The sequence below is a fragment of the Mesorhizobium sp. WSM4828 genome (genome assembly GCF_055811175.1).
In genome coordinates, this window is sequence record NZ_JBVVQK010000010.1 from 33,195 (window position 1) to 48,686 (window position 15,492).

At 62.3% G+C, this 15,492-nt stretch carries 13 protein-coding genes; 8 read left to right on the top strand and 5 right to left on the bottom strand.

Going from position 1 to position 15,492, the window contains the following annotated elements; translation table 11 throughout:
• The 5 genes from nadE to AC0L2X_RS13765 form a co-directional block, all read right to left on the bottom strand.
• A complete protein-coding gene (nadE, locus tag AC0L2X_RS13745; RefSeq protein WP_473558150.1) occupies positions 1-984 on the bottom strand; it encodes an NAD(+) synthase in 984 nt (327 codons plus the stop codon).
• Positions 981-3,719 (bottom strand): AMP-binding protein, encoded by a 2,739-nt coding sequence (locus tag AC0L2X_RS13750; RefSeq protein ID WP_473557901.1) that lies wholly within the window; start codon positions 3,717-3,719, stop codon positions 981-983. The genes nadE and AC0L2X_RS13750 overlap by 4 nt, the downstream gene beginning before the upstream one ends.
• A 253-nt stretch (positions 3,720-3,972) precedes the next feature.
• Complete coding sequence (locus tag AC0L2X_RS13755) at positions 3,973-4,221, bottom strand: hypothetical protein (RefSeq protein ID WP_352489813.1); 249 nt, start codon at positions 4,219-4,221, stop codon at positions 3,973-3,975.
• 361 nt (positions 4,222-4,582) lie between these two features.
• Entirely contained in the window at positions 4,583-5,482 is a 900-nt protein-coding gene (locus AC0L2X_RS13760) for a proline iminopeptidase-family hydrolase (RefSeq protein ID WP_473599937.1), read from the bottom strand.
• A gap of 173 nt (positions 5,483-5,655) precedes the next feature.
• Entirely contained in the window at positions 5,656-6,381 is a 726-nt protein-coding gene (locus AC0L2X_RS13765) for a LuxR family transcriptional regulator (RefSeq protein WP_352489815.1), read from the bottom strand.
• Positions 6,382-6,681: 300 nt separating this feature from the next.
• On the opposite strand from AC0L2X_RS13765, the gene AC0L2X_RS13770 reads away from it, so the two are divergent.
• The 8 genes from AC0L2X_RS13770 (at position 6,682) to AC0L2X_RS13805 (ending at position 15,491) form a co-directional block, all read left to right on the top strand.
• Positions 6,682-8,355 carry an ABC transporter substrate-binding protein gene (locus tag AC0L2X_RS13770; RefSeq protein WP_473557905.1) on the top strand — a complete coding sequence of 558 codons (1,674 nt, stop codon included), beginning with the start codon at positions 6,682-6,684 and terminating at the stop codon, positions 8,353-8,355.
• Between the two features lie 107 nt (positions 8,356-8,462).
• Positions 8,463-9,491, top strand: coding sequence for an ABC transporter permease (locus AC0L2X_RS13775; RefSeq protein ID WP_352565401.1), 1,029 nt, complete (start codon positions 8,463-8,465; stop codon positions 9,489-9,491).
• On the top strand, positions 9,491-10,465 hold the full coding sequence (locus tag AC0L2X_RS13780; RefSeq protein ID WP_352661999.1) for an ABC transporter permease: 975 nt from the start codon (positions 9,491-9,493) through the stop codon (positions 10,463-10,465). Before AC0L2X_RS13775 ends, AC0L2X_RS13780 begins: the two co-directional genes overlap by 1 nt.
• A complete protein-coding gene (locus AC0L2X_RS13785; RefSeq protein ID WP_473557908.1) occupies positions 10,455-11,480 on the top strand; it encodes an ABC transporter ATP-binding protein in 1,026 nt (341 codons plus the stop codon). Before AC0L2X_RS13780 ends, AC0L2X_RS13785 begins: the two co-directional genes overlap by 11 nt.
• The gene (locus AC0L2X_RS13790; RefSeq protein ID WP_352565399.1) at positions 11,477-12,469 is read left to right on the top strand and encodes an ABC transporter ATP-binding protein; all 993 of its coding nucleotides are present in this window, start codon (positions 11,477-11,479) and stop codon (positions 12,467-12,469) included. Before AC0L2X_RS13785 ends, AC0L2X_RS13790 begins: the two co-directional genes overlap by 4 nt.
• Before the next feature lie 325 nt (positions 12,470-12,794).
• Positions 12,795-14,003, top strand: a complete 1,209-nt coding sequence (locus AC0L2X_RS13795) for an ABC transporter substrate-binding protein (protein ID WP_473557910.1) — start codon at positions 12,795-12,797, stop codon at positions 14,001-14,003.
• A gap of 11 nt (positions 14,004-14,014) precedes the next feature.
• The gene (locus tag AC0L2X_RS13800; RefSeq protein WP_473557912.1) at positions 14,015-14,788 is read left to right on the top strand and encodes an ABC transporter ATP-binding protein; all 774 of its coding nucleotides are present in this window, start codon (positions 14,015-14,017) and stop codon (positions 14,786-14,788) included.
• On the top strand, positions 14,781-15,491 hold the full coding sequence (locus tag AC0L2X_RS13805) for an ABC transporter ATP-binding protein (RefSeq protein ID WP_473557915.1): 711 nt from the start codon (positions 14,781-14,783) through the stop codon (positions 15,489-15,491). Before AC0L2X_RS13800 ends, AC0L2X_RS13805 begins: the two co-directional genes overlap by 8 nt.
• Position 15,492 lies beyond the last annotated feature (1 nt).

The window sequence follows — 15,492 nt, forward strand, 5'->3', positions numbered from 1 at the left end:
CTAGCCCTCGCCCATTGAAGAGGACACCAACGGCCGCGCGTGAAGATAACGTGCGGCGCGCCGCTTGCTGTCGATATCCTTGAAAACCTTCTGGACCTGCATCACGGTGAGGCCGGTTGCCTCAGCGACATCTTCGTCGGCGATCCCATGGTTCAAGCCGTAGAGGCACAGATCCATCAGATAATAAGGCAGCGCGAAGTAGAACTCCTCCTGACTCTGCGCCATCGAGAAGGTGTCCGTGGTGGGCGGCCTGCGCCGGACCTCGTCCTCCACCCCAAGATATTCGGCCAACTGATAGACCTGGGTCTTGTAGAGGTGGACGATTGGCATCAGATCGGCAATTCCGTCGCCCTGTTTGACGAAGAAGCCCTGGTCGTACTCCAGGCGGTTCGGCGTGCCCGCTACCGCGTAGTTGAGGCGGTCGGCATGGTAGTATTCGGTCATCTTGCGCAGGCGCTGCTTGTAGTTGGTTGCAGCGACGATCTGCAGATAGGCTGCCGACGGCAGACGCACCGTGTCGGTCCTGCCCTCGGGGTCCTGAACCGTGAGGCGCGTGATGTTGAGACCGTTGCTCTCGAAAACCGAGGCGAGCACCAGCTTGCATTTCCAGCCGTCCCCATATTCGGGAACGACGGTCTGGATTGCTTCGGTCTGCCGTCTATAGGCGCCGATTGCTTCCAGGGCCGGCGTTATATCCTCCAGGATCGTTTCGATACCAAGCTGTGCGGCGACAATGCGGCCGAGCCTCAGTGAGTCGCCGGAGGAATGGCGCTCCGGCATGAATATCCCGAGGACCTTGCCTTTCCCAAAGGCGCGAACACACAACGCCGCGACGACGGAGCTGTCGATGCCGCCTGAGAGGCCGACAACCACCCCTCGACGTCGCAGCGTGCCGAAGACCTGCTGGCGCAAGATCTGGACGATGCGATCGACTTCCGCGCCAGCGTCGAGCACCAGCGCGTCCTTGCCGAATGTTGAGATCAGGTCGATGGCTTGTACTCCAGTTTGCGAGACTCGACTGGCGAATAGGTTTTCGCCACCGCTTTCTCGATAAGGGGACGATTGGTGGTAAGGTGAGGCTCTACAACCAGATCGATGTGGCTGCCGACGATCGGAATCACGTCCAGATGGGCGAAGACGCTATCCCAGCCGATTGCCAGAGGCATTCCGGGTCGAGCACAGCGGAACAGGGTGCCTGTGATCGGCAGAGCCGGCTTTGGCTCGGCCACCCATTGGAAGAAGGCTTGCGCGCGCAAAACCTCTTGCAGTTCCAGTTTGGTTCTAAAGCTCGTCGCGTTGAACTGTCCGTGAGCGAAGCGGTCGAGAAACTGGACCAGTTGTGCCTCGCGCTTCATTGCCACGGCGACTTTCGCGAGGGCCCGGCAAGCCATCCGGTAAGCGGACACGCGGTTGGTTCGGATTCGATTGACTGTGCGCGTAAACGTCTCCCAGCGGGCGCTTCGCTCCCCGACGAGACTGGTGTCGAGGATGCCGAGGAACTTTACGGTTCGCCCCGAGGCCAGCAGCCGCGCCGCAACCTCGAAGGCAACAGCGCCGCCGAGCGAATGGCCGAGAAGTCGTACATGACCCGAGGGTTGGGCGCGGCGGATCTGGTCGACGGCGGCGTCGGCCATATCGGCGAGGCTGTCTTGTCCGCGCAGTATCATAGCCAGGGCCGGATACCTGATCGGGGCAACGCGCGTCACCTTGCCCATCGCTGCTGCAAAGGCAGCAAGGCTCGGGCCATAGCCGACGGACCCTGGGAACAGAAAAAGAACGGGAGGGTCGTGCTTCTGGGCGCGCGCGCTTTGATCGCCTGCCTGGGCGGACACGACCGCCTTGACCATTTCTTCCAGGCTCATCCCGACGGTGAAGGCCTCAAGGCCGAGTTCCTGCCCGATGGCGCTTTCGATTTCCATGACGCAGTGCAGCAGCTTCAGCGAATCTCCTCCGGCGTCATCCCAGCGTCCTGCCGCCACGCGCGTATTGAGAATGCTGGTCCATGCCCGCTGGACGACCTGCTGCGCCGTCAGCTTGCCTCGCGGCTCGAGCGGACGCGCGGTCGCCGCTGTCTCTCTGGCTGAAAGGTCCATCTCTGCAAGTGTCGTGATGTCGACTTTGCCGCTCGGCAGGCGCGGAACCTCGGCGATCGTGTGCAACCGCAAGGGACGCAGCGGCGGCGGCAGATTGGTCCTGACAAGCTGGCGAAGCTCGTCCGAAAAGGTCCCTTCAGCCGAGCGCCGAGGAACAGCGAAGGCGACAAGCTCATTCGCGGCCGTCACGATTGCCACAGCATCCGCGACAGAGGGTGCGCAACGCAGCACCCGTTCGAGTTCGGCTGGCTCGACGCGTCGACCGTTGATTTTTACCTGGCGCCCCTTGCGACCGACGATGTGCAGTAGGCCTTGATCATCAAGTCGAACGAGGTCACCTGTCGCGAAAATCCGAAGGCCTGGATCGTCCGGGTCTGATGTTGCCGGTACAACCGCCCCGTCCTCCCAATGGCCAAGCAAGACATACGGACTCCTGATCAGAAGCTCTCCGCTGCGGCCCGGTTGAACGCGGCGACCCGCTTCGTCGACAATTGCGAAGGTGATTCCAGGCAGCAGTCCGCCAACTGGAACCGAATCTCCATGCTCTGGCCAGTCTCGCGGCAGGAACCATTGCGAGCCGGTGGTCTCGGTTGACGAGTAACCGATCTGGACAAGGCACGTATCGGAGACGGCCTTGCGCAGCAGGGCGATGTCGGTCCAGGGCACCTTCTCGCCACCGATCCGGGCGACTCTGAGTGAATGGAACGCTTCTGCAGGTCCGTCTGCCATAAGCGCGCGAAGCAGTGCCGGCACCAGATAGGTGATTGTCACGTTTTCGGATCGCACCAGGCGTTGAACGGCGCGCAAGCCGACCGCTTCGACTTCGACCAGATGCAAGGTGGCGCCGGTGAGAAGAGCTGCAAGAATCTCCCGGCACCCGGCGATTGTGGCGGGTCCGGTCAATGGCAGGAAAACATCATCCGAGTTGATGTGGCATGCATCGACGTATTGCTGGACCCGGCACAGCAAGCTGCGCTGGCTGTTAACGATGCCCTTGGGCCGGCCCGTACTCCCTGACGTATAAAGCACGATGGCGGGCGCATCGACCGATACGGAATAAGACCGAGGCACTTGCCCAGCCGGCGAGGCGGCACTGGTCGACACATCGATCCAACTGACCCGGTGAGGCAAACCATCGGGTCGGACATTTCCCTCGCCCAGGACAGCTGAGAGCCGCGCTCCGGCCACGATTTCAAGGATCCGCGAGCTAGGATCTCGCGCGTTGAGTGGCACCGAAGGCCGCCCAGCCGTCATGCTTGCCAGCATGGCAATGGGATACCAGGCCGAGTTGGCCTGAAGAATCCCTATCGCCTGTCCGTCTGGGACGGCCGCCGCGATCTGGTAGGACAGCGTCTCGACGGACCGGAGGAGCTGGGAATAGGTCAGACGATTGGCGCCGTCGCTGATTGCAAGCTTGTCGGGGTACTGGCGGACAACATTTCGCAGGTGATCGAAGGCCGCAATGTTGGTAAAATCGACGCCCAATCTTTGAAATGGGCGCAGTACGGGACCGCCCTGATCCAGTGCGTATTGTGCGACACTTGACCAATTATCGGAGGTCGTTATCTGACAATCCACCGCTAGATCCTGATCCGCGACTTCTGATCCCAAATATGCCGAAGACATGAGTTGCCTACGCTAAGATTAGGGTCACTTATCGCCCCCCGCCCCAATCTTTTCATCGATCATTCTGATGATGCCCTGATCTTCCCTCAAGGACGCTTGGCTAGTCACTTCGCCTGTTTCGCAAGCCGCGGGCGGAGCCAATCATGCCAGGCTCGCTGGCTGTTGTGGTGCGCATGACACGGACACATGCCAAGGCGGGATCGAAGACCAAGGTGGGGTCGAAGACGGAATTGCCGCTATTCAGGCATATTGCCTATTCGGTGGTTCTCCCGGGCGATACCGGCGATGCTTCGGTGTCGGAATAGCTGCCGGGGACAAAACAATATGCATAGATCTGTCCCCGATTTTCGTCGGTCACGCGGATCCAATCCTTTTCCCACGTTCGGAAGGTAATGCGCCCGCCCGTCATCATAGCTGCGGCTCTGAACGGACTCGGCGCGTTGACAACGCGCACCGAGATAACATCGTCGCCATCCATGCGCTCGACGAGATACGTCTGCATGAGAGCCTCCCCATGCCCCGCTAGATCACCCGTACTTTAACGCCGGCTAATGAATTCGGTTGCAACTGCTTAGCGAAACTTTGGGTTCCGATACTTTCCGTACCTACCGGCAACGGGGTCCCTCCCACTCCGTATCCGTCAGGTTTTCAGCGACCGGATGCCAGTTTCAGGGGAAGGCAGGCTGATTCCGGCCATGCCGGCGACGCAACGCTAGGCCTCCGCGTGGCGTCGCGATCACGGAGCATCACAATGCGCCGGCGGAGGCATGGGACAGCAGGCTATTCGAAGTTTCTGAACCTGCCTTCACGACGACTGCGCCGTGTCGACGATCCGTTGGAACAGTAGGCCGGGTCCTGGAACGTCAATCGTGTTTGGCCAGGAAGCGCCCGACGGCGGCGAGGCAGTCGTGCTTTTCCTCGACATGCGGCATGTGGCTGGAATTCGGGAAGACCAGCCCTTCGACGTACGGGATAAGATCCAGAAAGGGCTGGACGCAGGCCTCGGTCGCTTCGTCGTAGAAGCCGCGGAAAACCAGGGTCGGCGCCTCGATCCGATGCAGGCGGTCGACGATGGTCCAGTCCCGCATCGTGCCGATGACGTGGAACTCATTGGGACCATTCATGGTGTGATAGACGGTCGGATCTTCCTCGATTGCCGCAAATGTCCGGGCGGCCTCTGGCGGCATCGGAACGACGCGACAGACGTGACGGTCGTAGAAAGCCTTCGTCGCCGCAACATATTCGGGGTGATCGGTGGTTCCCGCCGCTTCGTGCCGGTCGAGCGCACTTTGCACATCGGCTGGCAACTCGGCGCGCAATTGCCGGGCTCCTTCCACCCACAGCGCCATCGAGGCCAGCGAATTGGCCAGGATCAATGCCTTGAGCCCTTCAGGGCGGCGCACGGCGTGCTCGGCCGAGAGTATGCCGCCCCAGGACTGGCCGAGCAGGGCATAATGGCCGGCGATGCCGACATGGGCGAGCAGCGCATCGAGTTCGCCCAGGAAGAAATCGACGGTCCAGAAGTCGCCGCCCTTGTCCGGCAGATGGGTCGATTTGCCGTTGCCGATCTGATCGTAGTGGATGACGGCTCGCCCGGTTCCGGCAAGCTCCTTGAACGAGTCCACATAGTCGTGGGTGCAGCCCGGTCCACCATGAGCGACGACCAGGGGCAGCTTGCCCGACCCGAGGTCCCCGGTCACACGGTACCAGGTGCGATAGCCCTTGTAGTCGCTAAATCCTTCGGTGATCGCATGTGCCGTCACAGTCCAAGCTCCGCATCATGGCGCGGCAGGAGCCACTTTGGCGCACCCCTCCCAAGCCTTGTTTGCGGCTGACGGTACTAAGCGGCCCGGCGCATTTACAGCTAGCACTATTTATAGGTTCGCCGGTTATAAGTTGGCCCGAGCCAAGGCCGATCGCCCGCAGGTCGCGAGCCTCAATGCTCCGGTTCGAGCAGCCGGTAATGGGCGGCGAGCGCGATGGCATGGAAGCGGTTGCGCGCACCAAGCTTTCGCGTCGCCGCGTTGAGGTGCAGCGTTGCGGTAGGCACCGCACGGCCAATCTCACGCGCGACCTGCTTGGCCGTCAGTCCGGCAGCGGCCAAGCGCAGGCACTGGCGTTCGCGCGACGTCAGATGGACATGTTGGCAGGTGCGGATCCCGGCGTCGAAACCGGCGTAGACGGAGTCATGCAGCAGATGACCCAGATCGCCGATCTCGGCGATGAAGGGTCTGGCTTCGAGCTCGAACCCGGCCTCCGGCTCGGCACGGATCGCGGTGAAGGTGGCGAGATCGCCGCCGGCAAGGCGAATGGGTACGGTGACGCCGCAGGTCATCCTGGTGTCAAGCAAATAGCTGACCACAGGATCGTGCTTGGACTGGAGCACGCGCTGCATGACGGTGCTCTGAACGCCGTTGTGCGACCAGAGAAACGGTCTCGATACGGTGAGCGCGGCCTCCTGCACCGGATCGAGCTGATAATATCCGCCCTTGCACCAGAGATCCTGCATGTCGCGCGGCACGTTGCGCAGAGCCATCAGCGAGGGCGTGATAAGCTCGCCCTTGTGACTGACCGGCACGGGCGTATAATCATAGATGAATGCGGTGAAACCGATCGGCTCCAGCACCTCCGTTGCCACCGCCATGGCAGCGTCGATGCTCATTCCAGTTCGGAACCGGCTCTCTAGATCGCCTGGAAGGCTTTGCATCCGGCAAGCTTACCCGCTGATGATTGCTTGTCAAATAGCCATGTCGGCCGGTTGCTCAACAAATAGGCGGGATAAGCCTGTCCGACCCTATCTATCTTAATAGCTATCCCGTCCGGCTTCGCTCGCCGTAGTCTTTTGCGATTGGGCCAAGTAGCGGACGCCGTTCGCAACCCCAGCACTGTTTTCAGCCGCGCAATGGTCGATCGACCGGGTTCAGCGCGGCAAAAGCCGACACGCCTCCATGAGGGAACAAATATGCGACTCCAAAAAGCATTTACAGCGTTGATATCCGGGCTGGCTCTGCTCGGCGTGACGATGATGTCGCCGGCAAGCAGTGCCTTGGCCGCCGAGGGCAAGCCAGGCGGCACGCTCCGATTGCTGGCCAATGCCGCGGCAGGCACCGCCGATCCGCACATCAACTACACGCTGCAGTATTTCCAGATCAATTATATCCTCTACGATGGCCTGGTGACCTACAAGAAGGCCGGGGACAAGACGGGCTTCGAGGTCGTCGCGGACCTGGCGGAAAGCCTCCCGCAAGTCGAGAACGGCGGCAAGACCTATGTCTTCAAGCTGCGCAAGGGCATCAAATTCGCGGATGGCTCGGACGTCACCACAAAGGACGTGGTCGCTTCGTTCCAGCGCATCTTCAAGATCAGCGGGCCGACGGCCGGGACCTTCTACAAAGGCATCGTCGGCGCGGATGCGTGCTTGAAGGCCCCGGCGACATGCACCCTCGACGGTGGCCTGTCGGTCGACGATACGGCCCGAACCATTACCTTCAACCTGGTCCAGCCGGATGCCGAGTTCCTGCAGAAGCTGGCCGTTCCGCATGCGTCGATCCTGCCGGCGAGCGCACCGCTCAAGGACGCCGGCACGGATCCGATCCCGGGTACCGGACCCTACATGATCGCCAGCTACGACCCCAACAAGCTGATGAAGATTGTGCGCAACCCTCATTTCAAGGAATGGAGCAAGGAAGCGCAGCCGGCCGGATATCCGGACGAGATCGACTATGAATTCGGCCTGACCGACGAGGCGGCGGTGACGGCGGTCGAGAATGGGCAGGCGGACTGGATGTTCGACCCGCCGCCGTCCGACCGTCTCGCCGAACTCGGCACCAAATATGCCAAGCAGGTCACGGTTCACCCGCTGACGGCGATGTGGTACGCGCCGATGAACACCAATCTGGCGCCGTTCAACGACATCCGCGTTCGCCAAGCCGTGAACTTCGCGATCGACCGCGCCGCGATCGTCAAGCTGTTCGGCGGCAGCAATCTGGCGCAGCCGGCCTGTCAGATTCTGCCGCCGGGCTTCCCGTCATTCGCAGCCTATTGCCCGTTCACCGCCAATCCGGGTGAGAAGTGGTCGGCGCCGGATATGGACAAGGCCAAGCAATTGGTCGCGGAATCGGGAACCGCAGGCCAGGAGGTGACGATCATCACCGAGGACACCACGGTCTCCAAGGCGATCGGCGTCTACCTCCAGGATGTGCTCAACCAGCTTGGCTACAAGACGTCGGTCAAGCCGATCTCGCAGAACATACAGTTCACCTACATCCAGAACACCAATAACAAGGTGCAGATTTCGATCTCGCAATGGTTCCAGGATTACCCGGCGCCGTCGAATTTCCTGCAGGTCTTGTTCAGCTGTGCCTCGTTCACGCCGGGTTCCGACGCCTCGGTCAATATTTCGGGGTTCTGCGACAAGTCGATCGACGCATCGATGGACGAGGCAGAGGCAGCCACCATCGCCGATCCGGCCAAGGGCGCGACACTCTGGACCGCCATCGACAAGGCCGTGACGGACAAGGCTCCGGTCGCTGTCCTGTTCACGCCAAAGCGCGTCGATGTGATCTCTTCCAGGCTGAAGAACTTCACCTTCAGCCCGCAATTCTACTGGATTGTCAGCCAGTCCTGGGTGGAATAGCCGACCGGAGCCAATGCGACGGAGTGCCGCTGGCTCTCCGTCGCATTTCCTTTTCCGGCGGATCAGCGCATCTTCCAGGCCGCGATTTTTCCTAGGCAATCCTGTTCATGGTCAATGTCATTGCGGACCAGCCCGCCATCCCGGTTCGCCGGGCCACCGATGGCCCGTGGCGTACCGCTTGGCGCAAGCTGAAAGGCGATCGTTCGGCAATATCGGCCTTCGCCGTGCTCGTCGTCATCGTGATCGCCTCGCTCGCGGCGCCGCTTTATGCGCGATACGTCTCCGGCACCGATCCATTTGTGACCAATCTCAATGGCGAGATCGTCGTCGATGGGGTGACCCAGCCGGTGCTGCAGCCCTCCACCGAAGGCCTTGGCCTCGGCATGACGCCGATCGGGCCGACCTGGCGCATCGGCCCCTATATGCTCGGTGCCGACAACCAGGGCCGTGACGTCGCGGCGCGGCTGCTTTACGGCGGACGGGATTCGCTGTTGATCTCGGGTGCTGCAGCCGTGCTGTGCCTCGTCCTCGCGACGTTTCTGGGTGTCGTTTCCGGCTTCTTCGGCGGCATCGTCGACATCGGCCTGTCGCGCATTCTCGACGTGCTCTGGGCCTTTCCGATTTTCCTGTTGGCGATTTCGTTGTCGATCGTGCTGATTGCGCAGAGCATCCAGATCGGTCCATTCGAGATCCGCTCCGGCAGCCTGTGGCTACCGGTCTTCATCATCGGCATCGTCTATGTGCCCTATGTGGCGCGGCCGATCCGCGGCCATGTCCTGACCTTGATGCATGCCGAATTCGTCACCGCTGCGATCGGCCTAGGCGCGTCACCCTGGCGCATCCTTTTGCGCGACATCATGCCCAATGTGGTGACCCGCATCATCGTTTTCGTGCCGTTGATCCTGGCGCTCAACATGATGACGGAATCCTCGCTGTCGTTCCTGTCGATCGGCGTGCAGCCGCCGGATGCCAGCTGGGGCACGATCATCCAGGACGGCCAGGGCCTGCTTTATTCGCGGCCGGTCGTGGCACTGGCGCCGGGGCTAGCCATTGTCATCACGGTGCTGGCCCTCAACATTCTGGGCGACGGCGTGCGCGACGCGCTCGATCCGAAATCCTCGCCGAGGGGCGTCTAGTGGTTGCCGCGCTCGGCTTCCGGCTTGGCCAGATGGTGCTGGTCATGTTCGGCATCAGTGTCGTCGCTTTCTTGATCTTCTTTGCGACGCCCGGCGCTGATCCATCGGCGCGCATTGCCGGCCGCAATGCTTCGCAAGAGACGCTGATCCAGGTGCGCCACGATTTCGGTCTCGACCGGCCATTGCCGGTGCAATATGGGCTGATGATGAACCGGCTTTTCGTCAGCCGCGATCTCACCTCCTTCGTCAATCGCGGGCAACGCGTCATCCCGACCGTGATAAGCGCCATTCCCGTGACGCTGTCGCTGGTCGGCGGCGCGGCAGTGCTGTGGGTGCTGGGTGGACTGATCGTCGGGGTGATCGCAGGCGCTACGCGCGGGACATTCATCGATCGCGCACTGATGATCTTGAGCCTGGTAGGCGTGTCGATTCCGGTCTTCTGGCTGGGCGAGGTCGCCAACCTGCTGACGCAAAGCCGCTGGCACGACAGCTGGCTGTTTTCCTGGGTTCCTCCGCTCGGCTACATCCCCCTGACCGAGAATCCCTGGGGCTGGTTCAAGGCGCTGGTCATTCCGTGGTTCACGCTGGCAACCCTTTATGTCGGCCTCTATGGCCGGGTGCTGCGGGCAAGCCTGATCGAGATGATGCAGGAGGATTTCATACGCACCGCCCGGGCCAAGGGGATCGGCGAGCGGCGGGTGCTGCTGCATCATGGCCTCAGGACCTCGCTTGTCGCATTCGTCACCATGTTCGGCCTCGATTTCGGTGCCCTGGTCGGTGGTGGCGCCCTGCTGACCGAAGTGGTCTTCGGACTGCAGGGCGTCGGAAAACTGACCTATGAGGCGCTGCAGACGCTCGATCTGCCGATGATCCTGGCCACCGTGATCTACGCCGCCTTCTTTGTGGTGATGGCTAACTTCGTCGTCGACGTGGTCTTCGTCATCATTGACCCGAGGGCTCGCGATGTCGGCTGATGCTCCTCTTCTGGTGGTCAAGGACCTCACCGTCTCCTTCCGCAGCGACGAGGGCCTGGTGCGCGCGGTGGGAGGTGTTTCGTTCTCCGTCGAGCAGCGCGAGATCGTCGGTGTGGTCGGCGAATCCGGTTCGGGCAAAAGCCAGACCTTGCTCGCCATCATGGGGCTGATCGACAGCCCCAACGCTATCGTATCCGGTTCCATCCGTTTCATGGGACAGGAGCTGATCGGGCTCAAGCGACGTGCGCTCGATGCCATTCGCGGCCGCCAGATCGCGATGATCTTCCAGGATCCGATGTCGGCGCTCACCCCGGTGCATACGATCGGCAACCAGATCGGCGAGCAGGTGCGCGCGCATGAAAAAGTGTCGGCGAAAGCGGCACGGGCGCGGGCCGTGCAATTGCTGGATGCGGTCGGCATCGCAAATCCGGAGCGGGTCGTCGACAGCTACCCGCACCAGCTTTCCGGCGGCATGCGCCAGCGCGCGGTGATTGCCATGGCGCTCTCGTGCAACCCGGTGCTGCTCGTCGCGGATGAACCGACTACAGCCCTCGATGTTACCGTGCAGGCGCAGATCCTCGAACTGATCGGACGATTGCGCGACCAGTTCGGTTCCGCGGTGATCCTGGTCACGCACGATCTTGGCGTCGTCGCCGAAGTCGCGGACCGGGTGCTGGTGATGTATGGCGGACGCTTCGTCGAGGAGGGCGGCAAGAGCAGCGTGTTCCGGGCGCCGCTGCATCCCTACACATGGGGCTTGTTCGGCTCGATCCCGCCGATGGAGGGACCACGTCCAGCCCGGCTTGCTGCCATTCCGGGAATTCCGCCCTCGCTCTCCAACCTGCCGAAAGGCTGCGCCTTCGGCCCCCGCTGCGCCTTTCGCCACGACGCCTGCCTGGCTGAGCTGCCGATCATGCAAGGCGGGAGCCATCGCGCCGCCTGCCTGTTGCCGGAGCCTACGCGCAGGCAATTCGCTGCCCAGAGGCCTGGCGGCGTGGCGGAGATGCAACGATGAATGCCATGCCACGCGAACGTCCGCTGCTTCGTGCCGGCGACCTGTCGAAGCGCTATAGCGTCGGCCGCTCGATCTTCCCGGCGCAGCGCCGGACCGTGCATGCGGTCGATACGGTGTCGCTCGACATCTGGCCCGGGGAGACCCTCGGCATCGTCGGCGAGTCCGGTTGCGGCAAATCCACGCTTGGCCGGTGTCTGGTGCGTCTGACCGAAATCAGCTCGGGGTCGCTGGAATTCGAGGGCCGCGACATCAGCGACGCTTCCCAGCGGCAGCTTCGTCCGTTGCGGCGGCAGATGCAGATGGTCTTCCAGGATCCCAGCGCTTCGCTCAATCCGCGCCGGCGGGTCGGCGATCTTCTGGCCGATCCGTTCCGCATCCATGAACGCCTCTCGGCATCGGAAATGGCGGACCGCGTGGCCGAGCTCCTGCGCCGGGTCGACTTGTCGCCCCAGCACGCATCGCGCTATCCGCACGAATTCTCCGGCGGCCAGCGCCAGCGTATCGGCATCGCCCGCGCGCTGGCGCTGCGGCCACGGCTGATCGTGGCCGACGAGCCGGTCTCGGCGCTCGACGTGTCGATCCAGGCGCAGATCGTCAATCTGCTCGCCGACCTGCGCGAGGAGTTCAACCTGACCTATGTGTTCATCGCTCACGACCTTTCCGTGGTGCGCCAGATCTCGAGCCGTGTGGCGGTGATGTATCTGGGATCGATCGTGGAGAGCGGGCCGACCGACGAGGTCTTTGCGGCGCCCAGACACCACTACACCGCGGCGCTGCGTTCCGCCGTGCCGATACCCAGCATCGAACGGGCGCGGCGCGGCCGGCTGGTGCTCAAGGGTGACCTGCCCAGTCCGATGAGCCCACCCTCCGGGTGCCGGTTCCACACCCGTTGCCCGGCTGCCACCCCGATCTGCCGCAGCGAGCGTCCGCTTCTCCAAAGCATTGGCGAGGGCCGCCTGGTTGCTTGCCATCATCCAGCCGACGGTTGACGACCGGAGTTCTCGTTCAGCGATATCGGATCAGGACCGTTCAGCCGTAATCGTCCTTTCGGCGAGGATAGAGGCCGATCTGGACGCCGCACGATCCGGCGCTATGTTGCGCTTCGGCGGCCGGGCATCGCGAATGCCTAATACTAAAGTAACTGTTCTCGCGTTGCCGAGCGATGCTACGATTTGAAGGACGGGCATAGCCGGCCGTATAGCGCTGCGCGATCTGGTGCCGAAGAGGACGGAATGTGGGAGGCCACTCTTCGTGCCGCAGCAGGCAGCCGCCGACATGATTGATCGTTGTCGACCATAAGGGAGGAAGTCACCAATGAAGATATCGTACCTGGTCTCGGCCGCGCTTCTTGCAGCGACTGCGATGCCTGCCGCAGCCGCCGAGATTTCCGACGGCAAGGTCAAGATCGGCATTCTCAACGACCAGTCGGGCGTCTATGCCGATTTCGGCGGCAAGTGGTCGGTCGAGGCCGCCAAGATGGCGGTCGAGGATTTCGGTGGCAAGGTGCAAGGTGCGCCGGTCGAGATCGTCAGCGCCGACCACCAGAACAAGCCGGACATCGCCTCCAACATTGCGCGGCAGTGGTATGACACCGAACAGGTCGATTCCATCATGGAACTGACCACCTCCTCGGTGGCGCTCGCCGTCCAGGGGATTTCCAAAGAAAAGAAGAAAATCGACATCGTCACCGGCGCGGCGACCACCGAGCTAACCGGCAAACAGTGCTCGCCCTATGGCTTCCACTGGGCCTACGACACGCATTCGCAGGCAGTGGGGACCGGTGGCGCTCTCGTCCAGCAAGGCGGCGACAGCTGGTTCTTCGTCACAGTCGATTATGCATTCGGATATTCGCTCAAGGAGCAGACCGCAAAGTTCGTCCAGAGCCATGGCGGCAAGGTGGTTGGCGAGGTGCGTTACCCGCTCGGCTCGACCGACTATTCATCCTTCCTGCTGCAGGCGCAATCGTCGGGCGCCAAGGTCATCGGCCTGGCGAATGCCGGCCTCGACACCTCCAACTCGATCAAGCAAGCGGCCGAATTCGGTATCGTGCAGGGCGGCCAACGTCTTGCAGCACTTCTGTTCACTCTGGCCGAGGTGCATGGGCTCGGCCTCGAGGCGGCGCAAGGCGTGGTGCTGACCGAAGGTTTCTACTGGGATCGCGACGACAAGAGTCGCGAGTTCGCCCAGCGGTTCTTCAAGCGCACCAACCGCATGCCGAATATGATCCAGGCCGCCACCTATTCAGCGGTGACCCAGTATTTGAAGGCGATCGACAAAGCCGGCACCGATGGAACCGAGGCGGTCGCCAAGGAATTGCATTCGATGCCGGTGAACGACGTCTTTACGGCAAACGGCAAAGTGCAGGCCGATGGCAACATGGTTCACGACATGTATCTTTATCAGGTCAAGTCGCCGAGTGAGAGCACCAAGGAGTGGGACTATTACAAACCGCTCGCCACGATCCCCGGCAACGAGGCGTTTCTGAGCCCCAAGGAGAGCGGCTGTCCCACGGCCGGCGAGTGATTGGCGGACCGATGGAACCGCCCGAACCGAGTGAGCCGCGGGTGGTGCTTTCCGCCCGCGGTTTGCGGCGTGACTTCGCCGGCTTTGTTGCGGTCAGGAATGTCGATCTCGACCTCTACCACGGCAACATCCACGCACTGATCGGACCTAACGGTGCCGGCAAGACCACCGTCTTCAACCTGCTCACCAAGTTCCTCCCGCCGACCAGCGGCAAGATCGAACTGCTCGGCCACGACATCACCCGCACCTCGCCGGCCAAGGTCGCGCGGATGGGCCTGGTGCGCTCGTTCCAGATCTCGGCGGTGTTTCCACATCTCAGCGTGCTCGATAATGTGCGTGTTGCGCTGCAGCGGCCGGGCGGGCTCAGCGTTCAGTTCTGGCGCTCGCTGGCGGCCCTCGATCGATTGACGCCGCGCGCCGAGGAGCTTTTGCGGTCGGTCGGCCTCGACGATGCCAAGAACAGGCCCGCCGCCGATCTCTCCTATGGCAGGAAACGCGTGCTCGAGATCGCCACGACGCTGGCGCTCGATCCGAAAGTGCTGCTGCTCGACGAGCCGATGGCCGGCATGGGGCACGAGGATGTCCGCACGGTTTCCGACATCATCCGCTCGGTGGCTAAGGAGCGCGCGGTGCTGATGGTCGAGCACAATTTGACTGTTGTAGCCGATCTTTGCGACTGGATAACCGTCATGCAGCGCGGCGAAATCCTTGCCGCCGGCGACTATGCCACGGTCAGCCGCGACGAGCGGGTGAGGATCGCCTATATGGGCACCGCCGATGAGTGAGGCCGCGCCGCTTCTCGCAGTCCGCAGCCTCAACGCCTGGTATGGCGAGAGCCATGCGCTGCACGGCGTCGATCTGGAGGTCTTTCCAGGTGAAACGGTGACGTTGCTGGGCCGCAACGGCGTCGGCAAGACCACGACATTACGCGCCATTATCGGGCTGATCCGCCAGCGGACCGGGCAGATTTTTTTCGACGGCAAGGATTTGATGCGCCTGCCGTTGCACCGGACCGCGCATCAAGGCATTGGCCTGGTGCCGGAGGAACGCGGCATCTTCGCAACGTTGACCGTGGACGAGAATCTGGTCCTGCCGCCGATCGTCGCCGAGGGCGGCATGAGCGTGGAGGAAATATTCGATCTCTTCCCCAATCTGAAGGAGCGACGCAACAGCCCCGGCACCAGGCTGTCGGGCGGCGAACAGCAGATGCTGGCGATCGCGCGCATGCTGCGGACCGGCGTGAAAATGCTGCTTCTCGATGAGCCGACCGAGGGACTGGCTCCCGTCATCGTGCAGCGCATCGGCGACTTGCTGGCGACGATGAAAAAACGCGGCATGACGATCCTGCTGGTCGAGCAGAATTTCCGCTTTGCCAGCCGCGTCACCGACCGTTTCTACCTGATGGAGCACGGCAAGGTCGTGGCGGGCTTTCCGGTCGGCGAACTGCCGGATCGCATGACGCTGCTGCATGAAGTGCTGGGTGTATGAT

Bases quoted from the DNA above. Each gene is read 5' to 3' on its own strand.
- AC0L2X_RS13750 (WP_473557901.1), bottom strand. From the start codon at position 3,719: ATGTCTTCGGCATATTTGGGATCAGAAGTCGCGGATCAGGATCTAGCG.
- AC0L2X_RS13755 (WP_352489813.1), bottom strand. From the start codon at position 4,221: ATGCAGACGTATCTCGTCGAGCGCATGGATGGCGACGATGTTATCTCG.
- AC0L2X_RS13765 (WP_352489815.1), bottom strand. From the start codon at position 6,381: ATGAGCATCGACGCTGCCATGGCGGTGGCAACGGAGGTGCTGGAGCCG.
- AC0L2X_RS13770 (WP_473557905.1), top strand. From the start codon at position 6,682: ATGCGACTCCAAAAAGCATTTACAGCGTTGATATCCGGGCTGGCTCTG.
- AC0L2X_RS13775 (WP_352565401.1), top strand. From the start codon at position 8,463: ATGGTCAATGTCATTGCGGACCAGCCCGCCATCCCGGTTCGCCGGGCC.
- AC0L2X_RS13785 (WP_473557908.1), top strand. From the start codon at position 10,455: ATGTCGGCTGATGCTCCTCTTCTGGTGGTCAAGGACCTCACCGTCTCC.
- AC0L2X_RS13790 (WP_352565399.1), top strand. From the start codon at position 11,477: ATGAATGCCATGCCACGCGAACGTCCGCTGCTTCGTGCCGGCGACCTG.
- AC0L2X_RS13795 (WP_473557910.1), top strand. From the start codon at position 12,795: ATGAAGATATCGTACCTGGTCTCGGCCGCGCTTCTTGCAGCGACTGCG.
- AC0L2X_RS13800 (WP_473557912.1), top strand. From the start codon at position 14,015: ATGGAACCGCCCGAACCGAGTGAGCCGCGGGTGGTGCTTTCCGCCCGC.
- AC0L2X_RS13805 (WP_473557915.1), top strand. From the start codon at position 14,781: ATGAGTGAGGCCGCGCCGCTTCTCGCAGTCCGCAGCCTCAACGCCTGG.